15 protein-coding genes are annotated in these 17,669 nt (G+C 63.6%); 14 read left to right on the forward strand and 1 reads right to left on the reverse strand.

Features of this window, described 5'->3' with window-relative positions; translation table 11 throughout:
* The first annotated feature begins 22 nt into the window (after window positions 1–22).
* The 12 genes from fabZ (at window position 23) to ispD (ending at window position 14,536) form a co-directional block, all read left to right on the forward strand.
* Window positions 23–463 (forward strand): 3-hydroxyacyl-ACP dehydratase FabZ, encoded by a 441-nt coding sequence (gene fabZ, locus CAG22_RS09315; RefSeq protein ID WP_004375427.1) that lies wholly within the window; start codon window positions 23–25, stop codon window positions 461–463.
* On the forward strand, window positions 460–1,236 hold the full coding sequence (gene lpxA, locus CAG22_RS09320) for an acyl-ACP--UDP-N-acetylglucosamine O-acyltransferase (protein WP_025337980.1): 777 nt from the start codon (window positions 460–462) through the stop codon (window positions 1,234–1,236). The genes fabZ and lpxA overlap by 4 nt, the downstream gene beginning before the upstream one ends.
* A gap of 1 nt (window position 1,237) precedes the next feature.
* Window positions 1,238–2,365 (forward strand): lipid-A-disaccharide synthase, encoded by a 1,128-nt coding sequence (gene lpxB, locus CAG22_RS09325; protein ID WP_085705344.1) that lies wholly within the window; start codon window positions 1,238–1,240, stop codon window positions 2,363–2,365.
* A gap of 1 nt (window position 2,366) precedes the next feature.
* Entirely contained in the window at window positions 2,367–2,990 is a 624-nt protein-coding gene (rnhB, locus tag CAG22_RS09330; RefSeq protein WP_085593290.1) for a ribonuclease HII, read from the forward strand.
* Window positions 2,991–3,178: 188 nt separating this feature from the next.
* A complete protein-coding gene (dnaE, locus tag CAG22_RS09335) occupies window positions 3,179–6,703 on the forward strand; it encodes a DNA polymerase III subunit alpha (RefSeq protein WP_085705346.1) in 3,525 nt (1,174 codons plus the stop codon).
* Between the two features lie 106 nt (window positions 6,704–6,809).
* The gene (accA, locus tag CAG22_RS09340; protein ID WP_015269200.1) at window positions 6,810–7,757 is read left to right on the forward strand and encodes an acetyl-CoA carboxylase carboxyl transferase subunit alpha; all 948 of its coding nucleotides are present in this window, start codon (window positions 6,810–6,812) and stop codon (window positions 7,755–7,757) included.
* A 152-nt stretch (window positions 7,758–7,909) separates the two neighbouring features.
* A complete protein-coding gene (gene tilS / locus CAG22_RS09345) occupies window positions 7,910–9,193 on the forward strand; it encodes a tRNA lysidine(34) synthetase TilS (RefSeq protein ID WP_085705348.1) in 1,284 nt (427 codons plus the stop codon).
* A gap of 269 nt (window positions 9,194–9,462) precedes the next feature.
* Window positions 9,463–11,091 carry a CTP synthase gene (locus CAG22_RS09350; RefSeq protein WP_025337984.1) on the forward strand — a complete coding sequence of 543 codons (1,629 nt, stop codon included), beginning with the start codon at window positions 9,463–9,465 and terminating at the stop codon, window positions 11,089–11,091.
* A 3-nt stretch (window positions 11,092–11,094) separates the two neighbouring features.
* A complete protein-coding gene (kdsA, locus tag CAG22_RS09355) occupies window positions 11,095–11,940 on the forward strand; it encodes a 3-deoxy-8-phosphooctulonate synthase (RefSeq protein WP_085705350.1) in 846 nt (281 codons plus the stop codon).
* 153 nt (window positions 11,941–12,093) lie between these two features.
* A complete protein-coding gene (gene eno / locus CAG22_RS09360; RefSeq protein WP_015269203.1) occupies window positions 12,094–13,383 on the forward strand; it encodes a phosphopyruvate hydratase in 1,290 nt (429 codons plus the stop codon).
* A 167-nt stretch (window positions 13,384–13,550) separates the two neighbouring features.
* Window positions 13,551–13,832, forward strand: a complete 282-nt coding sequence (ftsB, locus tag CAG22_RS09365) for a cell division protein FtsB (protein ID WP_004375443.1) — start codon at window positions 13,551–13,553, stop codon at window positions 13,830–13,832.
* Window positions 13,829–14,536: a 2-C-methyl-D-erythritol 4-phosphate cytidylyltransferase gene (gene ispD / locus CAG22_RS09370; RefSeq protein ID WP_085705352.1), complete on the forward strand. Its 708-nt coding sequence runs from the start codon at window positions 13,829–13,831 to the stop codon at window positions 14,534–14,536. Before ftsB ends, ispD begins: the two co-directional genes overlap by 4 nt.
* A 130-nt stretch (window positions 14,537–14,666) precedes the next feature.
* On the opposite strand, the gene CAG22_RS09375 is transcribed toward ispD, so the two are convergent.
* Window positions 14,667–15,563, reverse strand: a complete 897-nt coding sequence (locus CAG22_RS09375) for a LysR substrate-binding domain-containing protein (RefSeq protein ID WP_025337988.1) — start codon at window positions 15,561–15,563, stop codon at window positions 14,667–14,669.
* Window positions 15,564–15,671: 108 nt separating this feature from the next.
* On the opposite strand from CAG22_RS09375, the gene CAG22_RS09380 reads away from it, so the two are divergent.
* Window positions 15,672–16,784, forward strand: a complete 1,113-nt coding sequence (locus CAG22_RS09380; RefSeq protein WP_016712915.1) for an S-(hydroxymethyl)glutathione dehydrogenase/class III alcohol dehydrogenase — start codon at window positions 15,672–15,674, stop codon at window positions 16,782–16,784.
* Window positions 16,785–16,792: 8 nt separating this feature from the next.
* Entirely contained in the window at window positions 16,793–17,647 is an 855-nt protein-coding gene (gene fghA / locus CAG22_RS09385; RefSeq protein ID WP_085593280.1) for an S-formylglutathione hydrolase, read from the forward strand.
* Window positions 17,648–17,669 lie beyond the last annotated feature (22 nt).

The following is a 17,669-nucleotide window of genomic DNA, read 5'->3' on the forward strand; positions in this document are numbered from 1 at the left end:
TATTACAGGCTTCCCCCCCGAAATGATGGACATCAACGAGATTCGCGAATACCTGCCTCACCGTTACCCGTTCCTGCTGGTGGACCGCGTGACGGAGCTGGACTACGAGGCCCAGAGCATTCGTGCCTACAAGAATGTCAGCATCAACGAGCCGTTCTTCAACGGCCATTTCCCGGCTCACCCGATCATGCCGGGCGTCCTGATCATCGAAGCCATGGCACAGGCCGCGGGTATCCTCGGTTTCAAGATGCTCGACGCCAAGCCGGCCGATGGCACCCTGTACTACTTCGTCGGCTCCGACAAGCTGCGTTTCCGTCAGCCGGTACTGCCGGGTGACCAGTTGGTGCTGGAAGCCAAGTTCCTCAGCCGCAAGAGCATGATCTGGAAATTCGAGTGCCGCGCCCTGGTCGACGGCAAGCCGGTTTGCTCGGCAGAAATCACCTGCGCGGAACGCTCCCTATGAATTCGATTGATCCTCGGGCCATTATCGACCCGTCGGCCAAGCTGGCCGATGGTGTCGAGGTCGGCCCCTGGTCGATCGTTGGCCCCGATGTGGAAATCGGGGAGGGCACCGTTATCGGCCCGCATGTTGTGCTCAAAGGGCCGACCCGCATCGGCAAGCACAACCGTATCTTTCAGTTTTCCTCGATCGGCGAAGACACCCCGGACCTCAAGTACAAGGGTGAGCCGACGCGCCTGGTGATCGGCGATCACAATGTGATCCGCGAAGGGGTGACCATTCACCGCGGCACCGTCCAGGACCGTGCGGAAACCACCGTGGGCGACCACAACCTGATCATGGCCTATGCCCACATCGGCCACGACAGCGTCATCGGCAACCACTGCATCCTGGTCAACAACACGGCCCTGGCCGGCCATGTACACGTGGGGGACTGGGCGATCCTGTCCGGCTACACCCTGGTGCACCAGTACTGCCATATCGGTGCCCACGCGTTTTCCGGCATGGGCACGGCGATCGGCAAGGATGTCCCGGCCTTCGTCACCGTGTTCGGCAGCCCGGCCGAAGCCCGCAGCATGAACTTCGAAGGCATGCGCCGCCGGGGTTTCAGCGACGAGGTGATCCATGTGCTGCGCCGTTGCTACAAGATCGTCTATCGCCAGGGCCTGACCGTCGAAGACGCGCTCAAGGAGCTGGACGAACTGGCTGCGAAGCACCCTGAGGTCGATCTGTTCCGTCAGTCGATCGTGAACTCCGCCCGCGGCATCACCCGCTGACATGGCCCAGCTTTGCGTAGCCTTGGTCGCAGGTGAGGCCAGCGGCGACATTCTCGGTTCCGGCTTGATGCGTGCCATCAAGGAACGCCATCCCGACGTACGGTTCATCGGCGTTGGCGGCCCCTTGATGGAAGCCGAAGGCCTGCAATCCTATTTCCCCATGGAACGCCTGGCCGTCATGGGTCTGGTCGAAGTGCTGGGGCGCCTGCGCGAGCTGCTCAAGCGCCGCAAGCTGCTGATCGAGACCCTGATCGGCGAAAAGCCCGATGTGTTCATCGGCATCGATGCCCCCGACTTCACCCTCAACATCGAACTGAAACTGCGTCAGGCCGGGATCAAGACCGTGCACTACGTCAGCCCGTCGGTCTGGGCCTGGCGGCAGAAGCGTGTGCTGAAGATTCGCGAAGGCTGCGACCTGATGCTGACGCTGTTGCCATTCGAGGCGCGGTTCTATGAAGAGCAGGGCGTACCGGTGCGCTTCGTCGGCCACCCGTTGGCCGACACCATCCCGCTCGAAGCCGACCGCCCTGCCGCACGTGCCGCGCTGGGCCTGGGCGAAGGGCCGGTAGTAGCGTTGATGCCGGGCAGCCGGGGCGGCGAAGTAGGGCGGCTGGGCGCACTGTTCCTGGATGCTGCCGAACGGCTGCGCCAGCAGGTACCGGGCGTGCGTTTCGTGCTGCCCTGCGCCAATGCCGCACGTCGCGCCCAGGTCGAGCAGATGCTCGAAGGGCGCCAGCTGCCGCTGACCCTGCTCGATGGCCAGTCGCACCAGGCCCTGGCGGCCTGTGACGCGGTGCTGATCGCCTCGGGTACCGCCACCCTCGAAGCACTGCTGTACAAGCGACCGATGGTGGTGGCCTATCGCCTCGCGCCCCTGACCTACTGGATCCTCAAGCGCCTGGTAAAGAGCCCCTACGTGTCGTTGCCGAACCTGCTGGCCCAGCGGGCGCTGGTACCCGAGTTGCTGCAGGACGACGCCACCAGCGAAGCCCTGGCCAATACCCTGGCGCCGCTGGTGGCCGATGGCAGCCAGCAGACCGAAAGTTTCGACGAAATTCACCGCACCCTGCGCCGTGACGCCTCCAACCAGGCGGCAGAGGCGGTACTGGCCTTGCTCAAGGACCGCTGACATGCAAATTGGACTGGACTTCAACCTGGTCGAAGACCTGGTCGCCGGCGTCGACGAAGTGGGCCGTGGCCCGCTGTGCGGCGCGGTGGTGACCGCGGCGGTGATCCTCGACCCGGCGCGCCCGATCCTCGGCCTGAACGACTCGAAGAAGCTCACCGAAGCCAAGCGCGAGGCGCTGTTCGACGAGATCTGCGAAAAGGCCCTGAGCTTCTGCATCGCCCGCGCCGAGGTCGAGGAAATCGACCGCCTGAACATCCTGCACGCGACCATGCTGGCCATGCAGCGCGCCGTGGAAGGCCTGCACATTACACCGAAGCTGGCCCTGATCGACGGCAACCGCTGCCCGAAACTGGCCGTACCGGCGTCGCCGGTAGTCAAGGGCGACAGCCAGGTGCCGGCCATCGCGGCGGCGTCGATCCTGGCCAAGGTGACCCGTGACCGGGAGATGAGCGCATTCGAGCTGATCTACCCGGGTTATGGCATTGGCGGGCACAAGGGCTACCCGACCCCGGTGCACCTCGAGGCGCTGGCACGGTTGGGGCCTACGCCCATTCATCGGCGTTCCTTTGCCCCGGTGCGAGCCGCGTGGGAAGCGCGTGCCGGTGTTCTCGATTCCCTGATCTGAACCCCCGGGGCCGCTTTGCGGCCCATCGCCGGCAAGCCAGCTCCCACACGGATCGTACAATCCCTGACAGCTACGCGGTCCCTGTGGGAGCTGGCTTGCCGGCGATGGGCTGCGAAGCAGCCCCAAAAAACATCCCCATTTAAGCTACAATCCCGCCCTTGTCGTTCAGCACTGCTACAGGATCTTCCATGTCGGTTCCCTTCGTTCACCTGCGCGTCCACTCCGAATTCTCGCTGGTCGACGGCCTGGTGCGGATCAAGCCGCTGGCCAAGGCGCTGGCCGGGATGAACATGCCGGCGGTGGCGATCACCGACCAGAGCAACATGTGCTCGCTGGTCAAGTTCTACAAGACCGCCATGGGCGCCGGCATCAAGCCGATCTGCGGCGCCGACCTGTGGCTGGCCGCTGCCGACCCGGAAGCACCGCTGTCGCGTATCTGCTTCCTGGCCATGAACCCCAAGGGCTACCGCAACCTCACCGAGCTGATCTCGCGCGGCTGGACCGAGGGCCAGCGCAACGGCCTGGTCATCCTCCAGCGTGAATGGATCGCCCCCGCCAGCGAGGGCCTGATCGCCCTTTCCGCAGGCAAGGAAGGCGATATCGGCATGGCCTTGCTGGCCGGCAAGGACGATGAAGCCGAGGCCCTGCTGCAAGACTGGATGGGCATGTTCCCCGAGCGCTTCTACGTCGAAGTGCAGCGCACCAACCGCGCCCGCGACGAGGAATACGTGCACGCCGCCGTGGCGTTGGCCGACAAGTTCGGCGCTCCGCTGGTGGCAACCAACGATGTGCGCTTCATCAAGCAGTCCGACTTCGACGCCCACGAAACCCGCGTATGCATCGGTGAGGGGTGGACCCTCGACGACCCGCGTCGGCCAAGGATGTACAGCGACCAGCAGTATCTGAAGTCGGCCGAGGAAATGGCCGAGCTGTTCAGCGACCTGCCCGATGCCATCGCCAACACTGTCGAGATCGCCAAGCGCTGCAACATCCAGGTGCAGCTGGGCAAGTACTTCCTGCCCGACTTCCCCACGCCCAACGGCATGGGCATCGATGACTACCTGCGGCATGTGTCCCACGAAGGCCTGGAAGAGCGCCTGGCGGTGCTGTGGCCGAAAGAGACCACACCCAATTACGAAGAGAAGCGCCAGGTCTACCTGGACCGCCTGAAGTTCGAACTGGACATCATCATCCAGATGGGCTTCCCCGGTTACTTCCTGATCGTCATGGACTTCATCAAGTGGGCCAAGAACAACGACGTACCGGTTGGCCCGGGCCGAGGATCGGGTGCCGGCTCGCTGGTGGCGTACGTGCTGAAGATCACCGACCTCGATCCGCTGGCCTACGACCTGCTGTTCGAGCGCTTCCTCAACCCTGAACGTATTTCCATGCCCGACTTCGACGTCGACTTCTGCATGGATGGCCGTGACCGGGTGATCGACTACGTGGCCGAAGCCTATGGTCGCAACGCGGTCAGCCAGATCATCACCTTCGGTACCATGGCGGCGAAGGCGGTGGTGCGAGACGTGGCGCGGGTACAGGGCAAGTCCTACGGCCTGGCCGACCGCCTGTCGAAGATGATCCCCTTCGAAGTGGGCATGACCCTGGAGAAGGCCTACGAGCAGGAAGAGATCCTGCGTGACTTCCTCAAGGGCGACGAAGACGCCCGCGAGATCTGGGACATGGCCCTGAAGCTCGAGGGCGTGACGCGCGGTACCGGCAAGCACGCCGGTGGTGTGGTCATCGCCCCGACCAAGCTCACCGACTTCTCGCCGATCGCCTGTGACGAAGAGGGTGGCGGCCTGGTAACCCAGTTCGACAAGGATGACGTCGAGGCTGCCGGCCTGGTGAAGTTCGACTTCCTCGGCCTGCGGACCCTGACCATCATCAAGTGGGCGATGGAGATCATCAACCGCGAGCAGGCCAAGAAGAACCTGCCCGACGTCAACATCGACTTCATCCCGCTGGACGACCGCAAGACCTACGAGCTGTTGCAGAAGGCCGAAACCACGGCGGTGTTCCAGCTTGAATCGCGTGGCATGAAGGAGCTGATCAAGAAGCTCAAGCCCGACTGCCTGGAAGACCTGATCGCACTGGTGGCACTGTTCCGCCCGGGCCCGCTGCAATCGGGCATGGTGGACGACTTCATCAACCGCAAGCACGGTCGCGCCGAGCTGGCTTACCCGCACTCCGACTACCAGTACGAGGGCCTGAAACCGGTACTGGCACCGACCTACGGCATCATCCTGTACCAGGAGCAGGTGATGCAGATCGCCCAGGTCATGGCTGGCTATACCCTCGGCGGCGCCGACATGCTGCGCCGTGCGATGGGTAAGAAAAAGCCCGAGGAAATGGCCAAGCAGCGCGGTGGCTTCATCGAAGGCTGCGTGGCCAACAATATCGATGCGGATCTTGCGGGTAACATTTTCGACCTGGTAGAGAAGTTCGCCGGCTACGGCTTCAACAAATCCCACTCCGCCGCCTATGGCCTGGTGTCGTACCAGACCGCCTGGCTGAAAACCCACTACCCGGCGCCATTCATGGCTGCGGTGTTGTCGGCGGATATGCACAACACCGACAAGGTGGTGGTGCTGGTCGAGGAGGTGCGCAGCATGAAGCTGCGCCTCGACGCGCCGGACGTGAACTTCTCCGACTTCAAGTTCACCGTCAACAATGACGGGCGCATCGTCTACGGCCTGGGCGCCATCAAGGGCGTCGGCGAAGGCCCGGTGGAGGCGATCGTCGAGGCCCGCGCCCAGGGTGGCCCGTTCAAGGACCTGTTCGATTTCTGTGAGCGCATCGACCTCAAGCGGGTCAACAAGCGTACCCTCGACGCGCTGATCCGCAGTGGCGCGCTGGACCGCCTGGGCCCGCACTTCCATGACGAGATCAAGGCCTACCACGCCAACATCGACATCAACCGTGCAACCTTGCTCTCGGCGCTGGGCGAGGCCATCAAGGCTGCCGAGCAGGCCGCCCACACCGCCGACAGTGGCCACGTCGACCTGTTCGGCGGCATGTTCGAAGAGGCGGATGCCGACGTCTACGCCAACCACCGCAAGGTGCGCGAACTGACCCTCAAGGAACGCCTGAAGGGCGAGAAGGACACCCTCGGCCTGTACCTCACCGGCCACCCGATCGACGAGTACGAGACCGAGATCCGCCGCTTCGCCCGCCAGCGCATCATCGACCTCAAGCCGTCACGCGAAACCCAGACCATCGCCGGCATGATCATTGCCCTGCGGGTGATGAAGAACAAGAAGGGCGACAAGATGGGCTTCGTCACCCTGGATGACCGCTCCGGGCGCATCGAGGCGTCGCTGTTTGCCGATGCCTTCATGGCGGCACAGTCCTTGCTGCAGACCGATGCGATGGTGGTGGTCGAAGGCGAGGTCAGCAACGACGATTTCTCCGGTGGCCTGCGCCTGCGGGTGAAGCAGGTGATGACCATGGAGGATGCCCGCACCAAGCTGGCCGAGAGCCTGCGCCTGAAGGTGGCACACGAAGCGCTCAAGGGCGACCGGCTGAAGTGGCTGGGCGAGCTGATTACCCGCCATCGCGGCGCTTGCCCGATCAGCCTCGAGTACACCGGCAGCGACGCCAAGGCCATGCTGCAGTTCGGCGAGCAGTGGGCGATCGACCCGGCCGATGGGCTGATTCAGGCGCTGCGTGACCAGTTCGGGCGTGAGAACGTCTTTCTGCAATATCGTTGAACCGACAAAAATTTAATCTCGACCTGAATGCGCCTGATCCCTTAAGGTAGGGCGCCAAACGGATCAACCGGCCGGCCGCCTGGCCGTAGACCCAAGACGGATGACTATGAACCCGAATTTTCTCGATTTCGAACAGCCGATTGCCGACCTGCAAGCCAAGATCGAAGGCCTGCGCCTGGTAGGCAACGACAACTCGCTGAACATCAGCGATGAAATTGCCCGTCTGCAAGACAAGAGCAACACCCTGACCGAAAGCATCTTCGGCAACCTGACCAGCTGGCAGATAGCCCGCCTGGCCCGTCATCCGCGTCGTCCTTACACCCTGGACTACCTGGAGCACATCTTCACCGAGTTCGAAGAGCTGCACGGCGACCGCCACTTCTCCGACGACGCTGCCATCGTCGGTGGTACCGCGCGCCTGGACGGCAAGCCGGTCATGGTCATCGGCCACCAGAAGGGCCGTGAAGTGCGCGAGAAGGTACGCCGCAACTTCGGCATGCCGCGCCCTGAAGGCTACCGCAAGGCCTGCCGCCTGATGGAAATGGCCGAGCGCTTCAAGATGCCGATCCTGACCTTCATCGACACCCCGGGCGCCTACCCGGGCATCGACGCCGAAGAGCGCAACCAGAGCGAGGCCATCGCCTGGAACCTGCGCGTGATGGCGCGCCTGAAAACCCCGATCATCGCCACCGTGATCGGTGAGGGTGGTTCCGGCGGTGCGCTGGCCATCGGCGTGTGCGACCAGTTGAACATGCTGCAGTACTCCACCTACTCGGTGATCTCGCCGGAAGGCTGTGCCTCGATCCTGTGGAAGACTGCCGACAAGGCAGCCGATGCAGCCGAGGCCATGGGCATCACTGCCGAGCGCCTGAAGAGCCTGAACATCGTCGACAAGGTCATCCAGGAGCCGCTGGGCGGCGCCCACCGTGACCCGGCGAAGATGTCGGAAAGCATCCGTGCCGACCTGGTACAGCAGCTGGACATGCTCGGCAAGCTCGACCATGACGCGCTGCTGGCCCGCCGTTACGATCGCCTGATGAGCTACGGTCTCTGATTTTGATTTGCCCCGGGGGCCGCTTTGCGGCCCATTCGCCGGCAAGCCAGCTCCCACATTGTCCGCATTGACGCTGATCCTTGTGGGAGCCTGGCTTGCCGGCGAAAGGGGTGCAAAGCACCCCCGGCAATCTCAAGCCATGTGAGGCCCCAATGATCAACCTCACCCCCTGGCTCAACGCCCCCACCTGGTACATCGCCTTCTCCGGCGGCCTCGATTCCACCGTCCTCCTGCACCTGCTGGCCGACTACGCCCGCAATCACGCATCCCCTCCACTGCGCGCCATCCACGTCCACCACGGCCTGCAATCCGCCGCCGATGCCTGGCCCGCCCACTGCCAAACCGTCTGCGACAATCTCGGCATCGAACTCCAGGTCATCCACGTCCAGGTCACCTCCGGCGCCAGCCTCGAGCAAGCCGCCCGCGACGCCCGCTATGCTGCCTTCAGGCAAGCCCTCGGCCCAGGCGACATCCTGTTCACCGGCCAGCACCGCGACGACCAGGCCGAAACCCTGCTGTTCCGCCTGCTGCGCGGTGCAGGCCTGCGTGGCCTGGCGGCAATGCCGGGGCAGCGGGCGCTAGGGCAGGGCAGCCTGGTCAGGCCATTGCTGGGCTGTTCCCGCCAGCAACTGCAGGACCATGCTCAGGCCAATGGGCTGGCCTGGATCGAAGATCCGTCAAACGCTGACACACAATTTGCCCGCAACTACCTGCGCAGCGAAGTGTTTCCGCTGCTTCAGCAACGTTGGCCGCAGGCCAGCCAGAACCTGGCCCGCGCCGCCGAGCACCTGGGCGAAGCCCAAGGCCTGCTGGACGAGCTGGCCCAGGACGACCTGGCGCTCGCCGGGGAGGGCGCGCCGGTGGCTTGGCCGGGGCTGGACTCCCTCGACCTGGCTACTCTGGTGGCGCTGTCGCCGGCCCGTCAGCGCAATGCCCTGCAATACTGGCTGAGCCGCCGTACCCGCCTGCCCGACACCCGGCACTGGGCCGGCTGGGCCGACCTGCGCGATGCCGCCGCCGATGCCCAGCCCGCCTGGCAGCTTGCCGATGGGCAACTGCTGCGCAGTCATGGGCGCATCTGGTGGTTGAGCGGTGACTGGCTGCAGCTGCCCGTCGGCGAACTGGCCTGGGCCGATCCCGCCAAGCCTTTGCCGTTGCCGGGTAACGGCAGTGTGCGTCTTGTTGGCGCAGCGCCGCTGCACGGCTTGCGCATTGCCTACCGTCAGGGCGGTGAAGTGCTGGACCTCCCCGGCCGCGGCCGACGCGACCTCAAGCGCCTGCTCAACGAGCTGCAGGTGCCGCTTTTCCTGCGCCCGCGCCTGCCACTGCTGTACCAGGGCGAGCGCCTGCTGGCGGTGGCCAACCTGCCCGGGCTGGTGCAGGCTGATTGCCAGCTGTCCTGGCAGTTGCCGACGAACGCGCAAGGTTTGAGCTGAAGGGTACATTCGGGTAGACTACCCTCCCTTCTTGATACAGCTTCTGTGGGTTCCGCGAAAACACAGGAGTTGCCGATTACCAAGCAGTTTTTTGCTGGGCTGATTCTGGAAATGACGAGCGAGCTCCATGCCGGGGATACCCCTGGTCTGTACAGACGCGGCAGTTTTTCGAGATGCACTGTGATTGACGCAGGTGATCGGGGGCTTCGGCCTTCCTTCGCTTTCTCCGGCGGCGCTGGCCGCCTTAACGCAGACTTCTAGGGTTTTTCATGACGCGCTACATATTCGTCACGGGCGGTGTTGTTTCTTCATTGGGGAAAGGCATTGCCTCGGCTTCCCTGGCGGCCATCCTGGAAGCGCGGGGCCTGAAGGTCACCATGCTCAAGCTGGATCCGTACATCAACGTCGATCCGGGCACCATGAGCCCGTTCCAGCACGGTGAAGTGTTCGTCACCCACGATGGCGCCGAGACCGACCTCGACCTGGGCCACTACGAGCGGTTCATCCGCACCACCATGACCCAGAACAACAACTTCACCACCGGCCGCATCTACGAGCACGTACTGCGCAAGGAGCGTCGTGGTGACTATCTGGGCGCGACCATCCAGGTCATCCCGCACATCACCGACGAAATCAAGCGTCGCATCATCAAGGGCGCCGGCGATGCCGACGTGGCCCTGGTGGAAATCGGCGGTACCGTGGGTGACATCGAGTCGCAGCCGTTCCTCGAGGCCATCCGCCAGCTGCGCGTCGAAGTGGGCTCCAAGCGCGCCATGCTGATGCACCTGACTCTGGTCCCGTACATCGCCACCGCTGGCGAGACCAAGACCAAGCCGACCCAGCACTCGGTCAAGGAGCTGCGCTCCATCGGCCTGCAGCCTGACGTGCTGATCTGCCGCTCCGACCACCCGGTTGATGCTTCGTCGCGTCGCAAGATCGCGCTGTTCACCAACGTTGAAGAGCGTGCGGTGATTTCGCTGGAAGACGTCGACACCATCTACAAGATCCCGGGCGTGCTGCACGCACAGGGCCTGGACGACTTCGTTGTCGAGCGCTTCGGCCTGCAGTGCAATGGCGCCGACCTGTCCGAGTGGGACAAGGTGGTCGATGCCAAGCTCAACCCTGAGCACGAAGTGACCATCGCCATGGTCGGCAAGTACATGGAGCTGCTGGATGCGTACAAGTCGCTGATCGAAGCGATGAGCCACGCCGGCATTACCAACCGCACCAAGGTCAACCTGCGCTACATCGACTCGGAAGACATCGAGAACCAGGGCACCAGCCTGCTCGAAGGCGCCGATGCCATCCTGGTACCGGGCGGTTTCGGCCTGCGCGGCGTGGAAGGCAAGATCACCGCGGTACAATACGCCCGTGAGAACAAGGTGCCGTACCTGGGTATCTGCCTGGGCATGCAGGTGGCCGTGATCGAATTCGCCCGTAACGTGATGGGCTGGAAAGACGCCAACTCCACCGAGTTCGACCGCAACAGCGGCCACCCGGTCGTCGGCCTGATCACCGAGTGGGCCGATGCCACCGGTGCCGTCGAAACCCGCAGCGAAGCCTCCGACCTGGGTGGCACCATGCGCCTGGGCGCACAGGACTGCCAGCTTGCCGCCGGCTCCAAGGTGCACGACTGCTACGGCAAGGACGTGATCACCGAGCGTCACCGTCACCGCTACGAAGTGAACAACAACCTGCTGCCACAACTGGTCGACGCCGGCCTGGTGGTTTCCGGCCGTTCCGAAGACGGTGCGCTGGTGGAAGTGGTCGAGTCCAAGGACCACCCATGGTTCGTCGCCTGCCAGTTCCACCCGGAATTCACCTCGACCCCGCGTGACGGCCACCCGCTGTTCAGCGGCTTCGTCAAGGCAGCCCTGGCTCAGAAGAACAAGGCCTGATCAATGACCCAGAAGATCATTCGCGTCGGTAACATCGAGATCGCCAACGACAAGCCGTTCGTCCTGTTCGGCGGCATGAACGTCCTGGAGTCCCGTGACCTGGCAATGAAGGTCTGCGAGGAATACGTGCGGGTGACCGAGAAGCTCGGTATCCCGTACGTGTTCAAGGCCAGCTTCGACAAGGCCAACCGTTCGTCGGTGACCTCGTACCGTGGCCCGGGCATGGAAGAGGGGCTGAAGATCTTCGAAGAGATCAAGCGCACCTTCAAAGTGCCGGTCATCACCGACGTGCACGAGCCTTACCAGGCCGAGCCTGTAGCCAAGGTGTGCGACATCATCCAGCTGCCGGCCTTCCTGTCGCGGCAGACCGACCTGGTGGTGGCCATGGCCAAGACCGGCGCGGTGATCAATATCAAGAAGGCCCAGTTCCTCGCACCCCAGGAAATGAAGCACATCCTGACCAAGTGCGAGGAGGCCGGTAACGACCAGTTGATCCTCTGCGAGCGTGGTTCGAGCTTCGGCTACAACAACCTGGTGGTGGACATGCTCGGCTTCGGCATCATGAAGCAGTTCGAGTACCCGGTGTTCTTCGATGTGACCCACGCCCTGCAGATGCCGGGTGGTCGCGCCGATTCCGCCGGTGGTCGCCGCGCCCAGGTCACCGACCTGGCCAAGGCCGGCATGAGCCAAGGCCTGGCCGGGTTGTTCCTCGAAGCCCACCCCGATCCGGACAACGCCAAGTGCGATGGCCCATGCGCCCTGCGCCTGGACAAACTGGAGCCGTTCCTGGCCCAGCTCAAGCAACTGGACGACCTGGTGAAAAGTTTTCCGACGGTAGAAACCGCGTAAAGCTCGATTCTCGGGTAAAGTACCGTCCGATCCACCCCTGACCAGTCGGTCAGGGGTTCCCTTCACCCGGCCTGCCCACTGCAAGTCCGCCCGGTGAACGGCAAGAATTTCCTAAGCTAAGTTGTTTTCGTCAATTCTGGAGTGCTTACAACAATGGCAAAAATCGTCGACATCAAAGGTCGTGAAGTTCTCGATTCGCGTGGCAACCCCACCGTGGAAGCCGATGTACTGCTCGACAACGGCATCATCGGTAGCGCCTGCGCGCCGTCCGGTGCTTCCACTGGCTCGCGCGAAGCGCTGGAGCTGCGTGATGGCGACAAGAGCCGTTACCTGGGCAAGGGCGTGCTGAAGGCCGTCGCCAACATCAACGGCCCGATCCGTGACCTGCTGCTGGGCAAGGACCCTGCCGACCAGAAGGCCCTGGACCGCGCCATGATCGAACTGGACGGTACCGAGAACAAGGCCAAGCTGGGCGCCAACGCCATCCTGGCCGTTTCCCTGGCTGCCGCCAAGGCCGCTGCCCAGGACCAGGACCTGCCGCTGTACGCGCACATCGCCAACCTGAACGGCACCCCGGGCCAGTACTCGATGCCGGTACCGATGATGAACATCATCAACGGTGGCGAGCACGCCGACAACAACGTCGACATCCAGGAGTTCATGGTTCAGCCAGTTGGCGCCAAGACCTTCTCCGACGGCCTGCGCATGGGTACCGAAATCTTCCACCACCTCAAAGCCGTGCTCAAGGCCCGTGGCCTGAACACCGCTGTTGGTGACGAGGGTGGTTTCGCCCCTAACTTGGCTTCCAACGAAGACGCTCTGGGCGCCATCGCCGAAGCCGTTGAGAAAGCCGGCTACAAGCTGGGCACCGACGTGACCCTGGCCCTGGACTGCGCGGCTTCCGAGTTCTACGAAGACGGCAAGTACAACCTGTCTGGCGAAGGTAAGTCGTTCGACGCCGAAGGCTTTGCCGAGTACCTGAAAGGCCTGACCGAGCGCTTCCCGATCATCTCGATCGAAGACGGCCTGGACGAGTCCGACTGGGCTGGCTGGAAGATCCTCACCGACAAGATCGGCACCAAGGTGCAGCTGGTTGGCGACGACCTGTTCGTGACCAACACCAAGATCCTCAAGGAAGGCATCGAGAAGGGCATCGGTAACTCGATCCTGATCAAGTTCAACCAGATCGGCTCGCTGACCGAAACCCTGGAAGCCATCCAGATGGCCAAGGCTGCCGGCTACACCGCGGTGATTTCGCACCGTTCCGGTGAAACCGAAGACTCGACCATTGCCGACCTGGCCGTGGGTACTGCTGCTGGCCAGATCAAGACTGGTTCGCTGTGCCGTTCCGACCGCGTTTCCAAGTACAACCAGCTGCTGCGCATCGAAGAGCAACTGGGTGCCAAAGCGGTTTACCGCGGTCGTGCCGAGTTTCGCGGCTAAGCAAGAGATGGTAAAAAGACAGCAGCCGGAGTTGTAGGAACGTTCGTACTGTTCTTTCCTACATTCCAACGGGTTTCTGTCGACGAAGCCTGGCCTCGGCCAGGCTTCGTGCTATTCGAGGCCCCGAAGTAAAAAGTACCGGCAGCCTTTTTAACCTGGATAACGTGATGCGCAGTCCCTATTGGTTGTTCCTCGTCCTGCTCCTGCTGCTGGGTGGCCTGCAGTACCGCCTGTGGGTGGGTAATGGCAGCCTGGCGCAAGTGACCGAGCTGAAGCAGCAGATTGCCGAGCAGCATGCCGAAAACGAGCGCTTGCTCGAGCGCAACCGCGTGCTCGATGCCGAAGTGCTGGAGCTGAAAAAAGGCATGGAGACCGTTGAAGAGCGGGCTCGCCACGAATTGGGGATGGTCAAAGAGGGCGAAACCCTCTTCCAGTTGCCACAGAAATGATCGAAACCTTACCGGCCTTCTGGGCCGTGATTCCTGCTGCGGGCGTAGGTGCCCGCATGGCTGCCGACCGCCCCAAGCAGTACCTGGAGCTGGCCGGGCAGACCATTCTCGAGCACAGCCTCGACTGTTTTCTTGGCCACCCGATGCTCAAGGGCGTGGTGGTCAGCATTGCCGAAGATGACCCGTACTGGCCTCGCCTGCGCTGCGCCAGCGACCCGCGCATCCAGCGCGCCACGGGTGGCCGCGAGCGTGCCGACTCGGTGCTCAATGCCTTGCTGATGCTGCATGCCCAAGGGGCGGCGGACAGCGACTGGGTGCTGGTGCATGATGCCGCGCGACCGAACCTGGCGCGCAGCGATCTGGACAAGCTGTTGTCGGAGCTGGCGGACGACCCGGTGGGTGGCCTGCTGGCGGTGCCGGCGCGCGATACCCTCAAGCGGGCCGATGCCGATGGCCGGGTGGGCGCTACCGTCGACCGCAGCACCATCTGGCAGGCCTATACGCCGCAGATGTTCCGCCTGGGGGCGTTGCATCGGGCGCTGGCCGAGTGCCTGGTGTCGGATGTGCTGGTAACCGACGAGTCCTCCGCCATCGAGTGGTCCGGCCAGGCGCCGCGGCTGGTCGAAGGGCGCAGCGACAACATCAAGGTGACCCGGCCGGAAGACCTGGAGTGGTTGCGCCAGCGTTGGGCAGGGCGCCGCTGAGGCTTTGACCAGTGCTGGTTTCTTCGCGGGAATGCCCGCTCCCACAGGTACAGCGCATACCTTCAGGTTGGCGCTGTACCTGTGGGAGCGGGCGAGCCCGCGAAGAGGCCGGCCCAGCCAACACACCTCTTCAGCCTTGCCGATACTCCGGCAACCCCGCCAACCCTTCCTTCAGGTAATCCACCAGCCGCCGTACCTTCGGCGACAGGTGCCGCTGCTGCGGATACAGCGCCCACACCGCGGTATTCGGTGGCTGGTGCGCCTCCAGCAACGACACCAGCGCACCACTGTTCAAGTGCTCCAGCACGTAATAATCCGGCAACTGGCACAACCCCATCCCCTGCAGCGCCGCGTCCAGCACCGCCTGCCCGCTGTTGCAACGCCAGTTGCCTTGGACTCGTTGGCTGATCTCGCGGCCGTCCTGCTGCAGCGCCCACAAATCCGAGCTGCCCACCAGGCAATTGTGCCGCGCCAGTTCCGACAGGCTGTGTGGCCGACCGTAACGTTCCAGGTAGGCCGGCGAAGCGCACAGGTACATGCGCCGGGGCGCCAGGCGGGTTGCCACCAGTCGTGAGTCGGCCAGCCGGCCCAGGCGGATGGCCAGGTCCATGCCTTCGTGCACCAGGTCGAGGGTATGGTTGCTCAGTTCCACATCCACCCGCAGCTGCGGGTACAGCGCCATGAACCGTGTCACCAGCGGCACGATGAAGCGCTCGCCATAGGCCACCGCGCAGGTCATGCGCAGCAACCCCTTGGGCTCGCTGGCCAGGTCGCCCATGGCGCGCAGGGCTTCCTCGCGGCCATCCTGCAGGCGCTGGCAGTGCTGCAGGAATGTCTGCCCGGCCTCGCTCAGGGTCACCCGCCGGGTACTGCGGTACAGCAGGCGCGTCTGCAGCCGTTCCTCCAGCCGGGCGATCTGCCGGCTGATGTGCGACGAGGAAACCCCCAGGCGCTCGGCGGCCGCGGTGAACTGGCCCGACTCGGCCACGGCGACGAACTCGTCGATGCCTTCCCAGCGGCTGCTCATTGATTATCCCTGTATGGCAATAATGTTTTGTCTTTGGCCGGATTATTCATCAAAAAGGCGGTGAATTACACTGCCAAACTGAATCGACCCTCTGTCTGGAGACCTTTGATGATCAAGTCCCGTGCTGCCGTAGCCTTCGAAGCCAAGAAACCCCTGGAAATCGTCGAAGTCGACGTGGCCATGCCCAAGGCCGGTGAAGTGCTGCTGCGCGTGGTCGCCAGCGGTGTCTGCCACACCGACGCCTACACCCTGTCGGGCGCCGACCCGGAGGGCATCTTCCCGTCGATCCTCGGCCACGAAGGTGGCGCGATCGTCGAGGCGGTAGGCGAGGGCGTCACCTCGGTCGCCGTCGGTGACCACGTCATCCCGCTGTACACCCCGGAATGCGGCAAGTGCAAGTTCTGCCTCTCGGGCAAGACCAACCTGTGCCAGGCCATCCGCGCCACCCAGGGCAAGGGCCTGATGCCGGACGGCACCACGCGCTTCTCCTACAAAGGCCAGCAACTGTTCCACTACATGGGTACCTCGACCTTCTCCGAGTACACCGTGCTGCCGGAAATCTCCGTGGCCAAGATCCAGAAAGAAGCGCCGCTGGAAAAGGTCTGTCTGCTGGGTTGTGGCGTCACCACCGGTATCGGCGCGGTGCTCAACACCGCCAAGGTCAAGCCGGGTGACACCGTGGCCATCTTCGGCCTGGGCGGCATCGGCCTGTCGGCAGTGATCGGTGCGGTCAAGGCCAAGGCGTCGCGTATCATTGCCATCGACATCAACCCGGCCAAGTTCGAAATCGCCCGCCAGCTGGGTGCCACCGACTGCATCAACCCGAAAGACTACGACCGCCCGATCCAGGAAGTGATCGTCGACCTCACCGACGGCGGCGTGGACTTCTCCTTCGAGTGCATCGGCAACGTGCAGCTGATGCGTGCTGCGCTGGAATGCTGCCACAAGGGCTGGGGCGAGTCGGTGATCATCGGCGTGGCCGGTGCCGGTCAGGAAATCGCCACTCGTCCGTTCCAGCTGGTCACCGGCCGCGTATGGCGTGGTTCGGCGTTCGGTGGCGTACGTGGCCGCAGCGAGCTGCCAAGCTACGTGGAAATGTCCGAGAAGGGCGAGATCCCGCTGGATACCTTCATCACCCACACCATGGGCCTGGAAGACATCAACAAGGCCTTCGACCTGATGCACGAAGGCAAGAGCATTCGCAGCGTGATCCACTTCTGAGGTTTGCCATGAGCCTGGATAACATCTCCTGCCAGAAGAGCTTCGGCGGCTGGCACAAGCGTTACCGGCATCACTCCAAGGTGCTGGGCTGCGACATGGTGTTCGCCGTCTACCTGCCGCCGCAGGCCGAACAGGGCGAGAAGCTGCCGGTGCTGTACTGGCTCAGCGGCCTCACCTGCACCGACGAGAACTTCATGCAGAAGGCCGGCGCCCAGCGCTTGGCCGCGGAGCTTGGGTTGATCATCGTCGCCCCCGACACCAGCCCGCGTGGCGAGCAGGTGCCGGGCGACCCGGACGGTGCCTGGGACTTCGGCCTGGGTGCCGGCTTCTACCTCAATGCCACTCAGCAGCCCTGGGCCCAGCACTACCGCATGCACGACTATGTGGTGGAGGAGTTGCCCGCGTTGATCGAGGCGCACTTCCCGGCTTCGGGCGAGCGCAGCATCAGTGGCCACTCCATGGGTGGGCATGGCGCGCTGGTGTGCGCCTTGCGCAACCCGGGGCGCTACCGCTCGGTGTCGGCGTTCTCGCCGATCAGCAACCCGATGGATTGCCCGTGGGGCGAGAAAGCCTTCAGCCGCTACCTGGGTGAAGACCGTGCACGCTGGCGCGAGTGGGATGCCAGCGTGCTGCTGGCCGAGACCCCGGCCGGCGAATGCCCGCCGTTGCTGGTGGACCAGGGCGACCGCGACGACTTCCTCGAGAAGCAGCTCAAGCCTGAAGCCCTGGAGCAGGCGGCACGCAAAGGTGGGCATGAACTGAACTTGCGCCTGCAGCCTGGCTATGACCACAGCTACTACTTCATCGCCAGCTTCATCGAGGAGCACCTGCGTCATCATGCGGTGGCCTTGGGGCGGATGTAAGGCGTAGCTGTGGTGCTTGCTT

Source organism: Pseudomonas sp. B8(2017) (assembly GCF_002113575.1).
Lineage (GTDB): Bacteria > Pseudomonadota > Gammaproteobacteria > Pseudomonadales > Pseudomonadaceae > Aquipseudomonas > Aquipseudomonas putida_Z.

What these genes read in the sequence shown, in the direction of transcription:
- fabZ (WP_004375427.1), top strand. Translation starts at nt 23, where the DNA reads ATGATGGACATCAACGAGATTCGCGAATACCTGCCTCACCGTTACCCG.
- lpxA (WP_025337980.1), top strand. Translation starts at nt 460, where the DNA reads ATGAATTCGATTGATCCTCGGGCCATTATCGACCCGTCGGCCAAGCTG.
- lpxB (WP_085705344.1), top strand. Translation starts at nt 1,238, where the DNA reads ATGGCCCAGCTTTGCGTAGCCTTGGTCGCAGGTGAGGCCAGCGGCGAC.
- rnhB (WP_085593290.1), top strand. Translation starts at nt 2,367, where the DNA reads ATGCAAATTGGACTGGACTTCAACCTGGTCGAAGACCTGGTCGCCGGC.
- dnaE (WP_085705346.1), top strand. Translation starts at nt 3,179, where the DNA reads ATGTCGGTTCCCTTCGTTCACCTGCGCGTCCACTCCGAATTCTCGCTG.
- accA (WP_015269200.1), top strand. Translation starts at nt 6,810, where the DNA reads ATGAACCCGAATTTTCTCGATTTCGAACAGCCGATTGCCGACCTGCAA.
- tilS (WP_085705348.1), top strand. Translation starts at nt 7,910, where the DNA reads ATGATCAACCTCACCCCCTGGCTCAACGCCCCCACCTGGTACATCGCC.
- CAG22_RS09350 (WP_025337984.1), top strand. Translation starts at nt 9,463, where the DNA reads ATGACGCGCTACATATTCGTCACGGGCGGTGTTGTTTCTTCATTGGGG.
- kdsA (WP_085705350.1), top strand. Translation starts at nt 11,095, where the DNA reads ATGACCCAGAAGATCATTCGCGTCGGTAACATCGAGATCGCCAACGAC.
- eno (WP_015269203.1), top strand. Translation starts at nt 12,094, where the DNA reads ATGGCAAAAATCGTCGACATCAAAGGTCGTGAAGTTCTCGATTCGCGT.
- ftsB (WP_004375443.1), top strand. Translation starts at nt 13,551, where the DNA reads ATGCGCAGTCCCTATTGGTTGTTCCTCGTCCTGCTCCTGCTGCTGGGT.
- ispD (WP_085705352.1), top strand. Translation starts at nt 13,829, where the DNA reads ATGATCGAAACCTTACCGGCCTTCTGGGCCGTGATTCCTGCTGCGGGC.
- CAG22_RS09375 (WP_025337988.1), bottom strand. Translation starts at nt 15,563, where the DNA reads ATGAGCAGCCGCTGGGAAGGCATCGACGAGTTCGTCGCCGTGGCCGAG.
- CAG22_RS09380 (WP_016712915.1), top strand. Translation starts at nt 15,672, where the DNA reads ATGATCAAGTCCCGTGCTGCCGTAGCCTTCGAAGCCAAGAAACCCCTG.
- fghA (WP_085593280.1), top strand. Translation starts at nt 16,793, where the DNA reads ATGAGCCTGGATAACATCTCCTGCCAGAAGAGCTTCGGCGGCTGGCAC.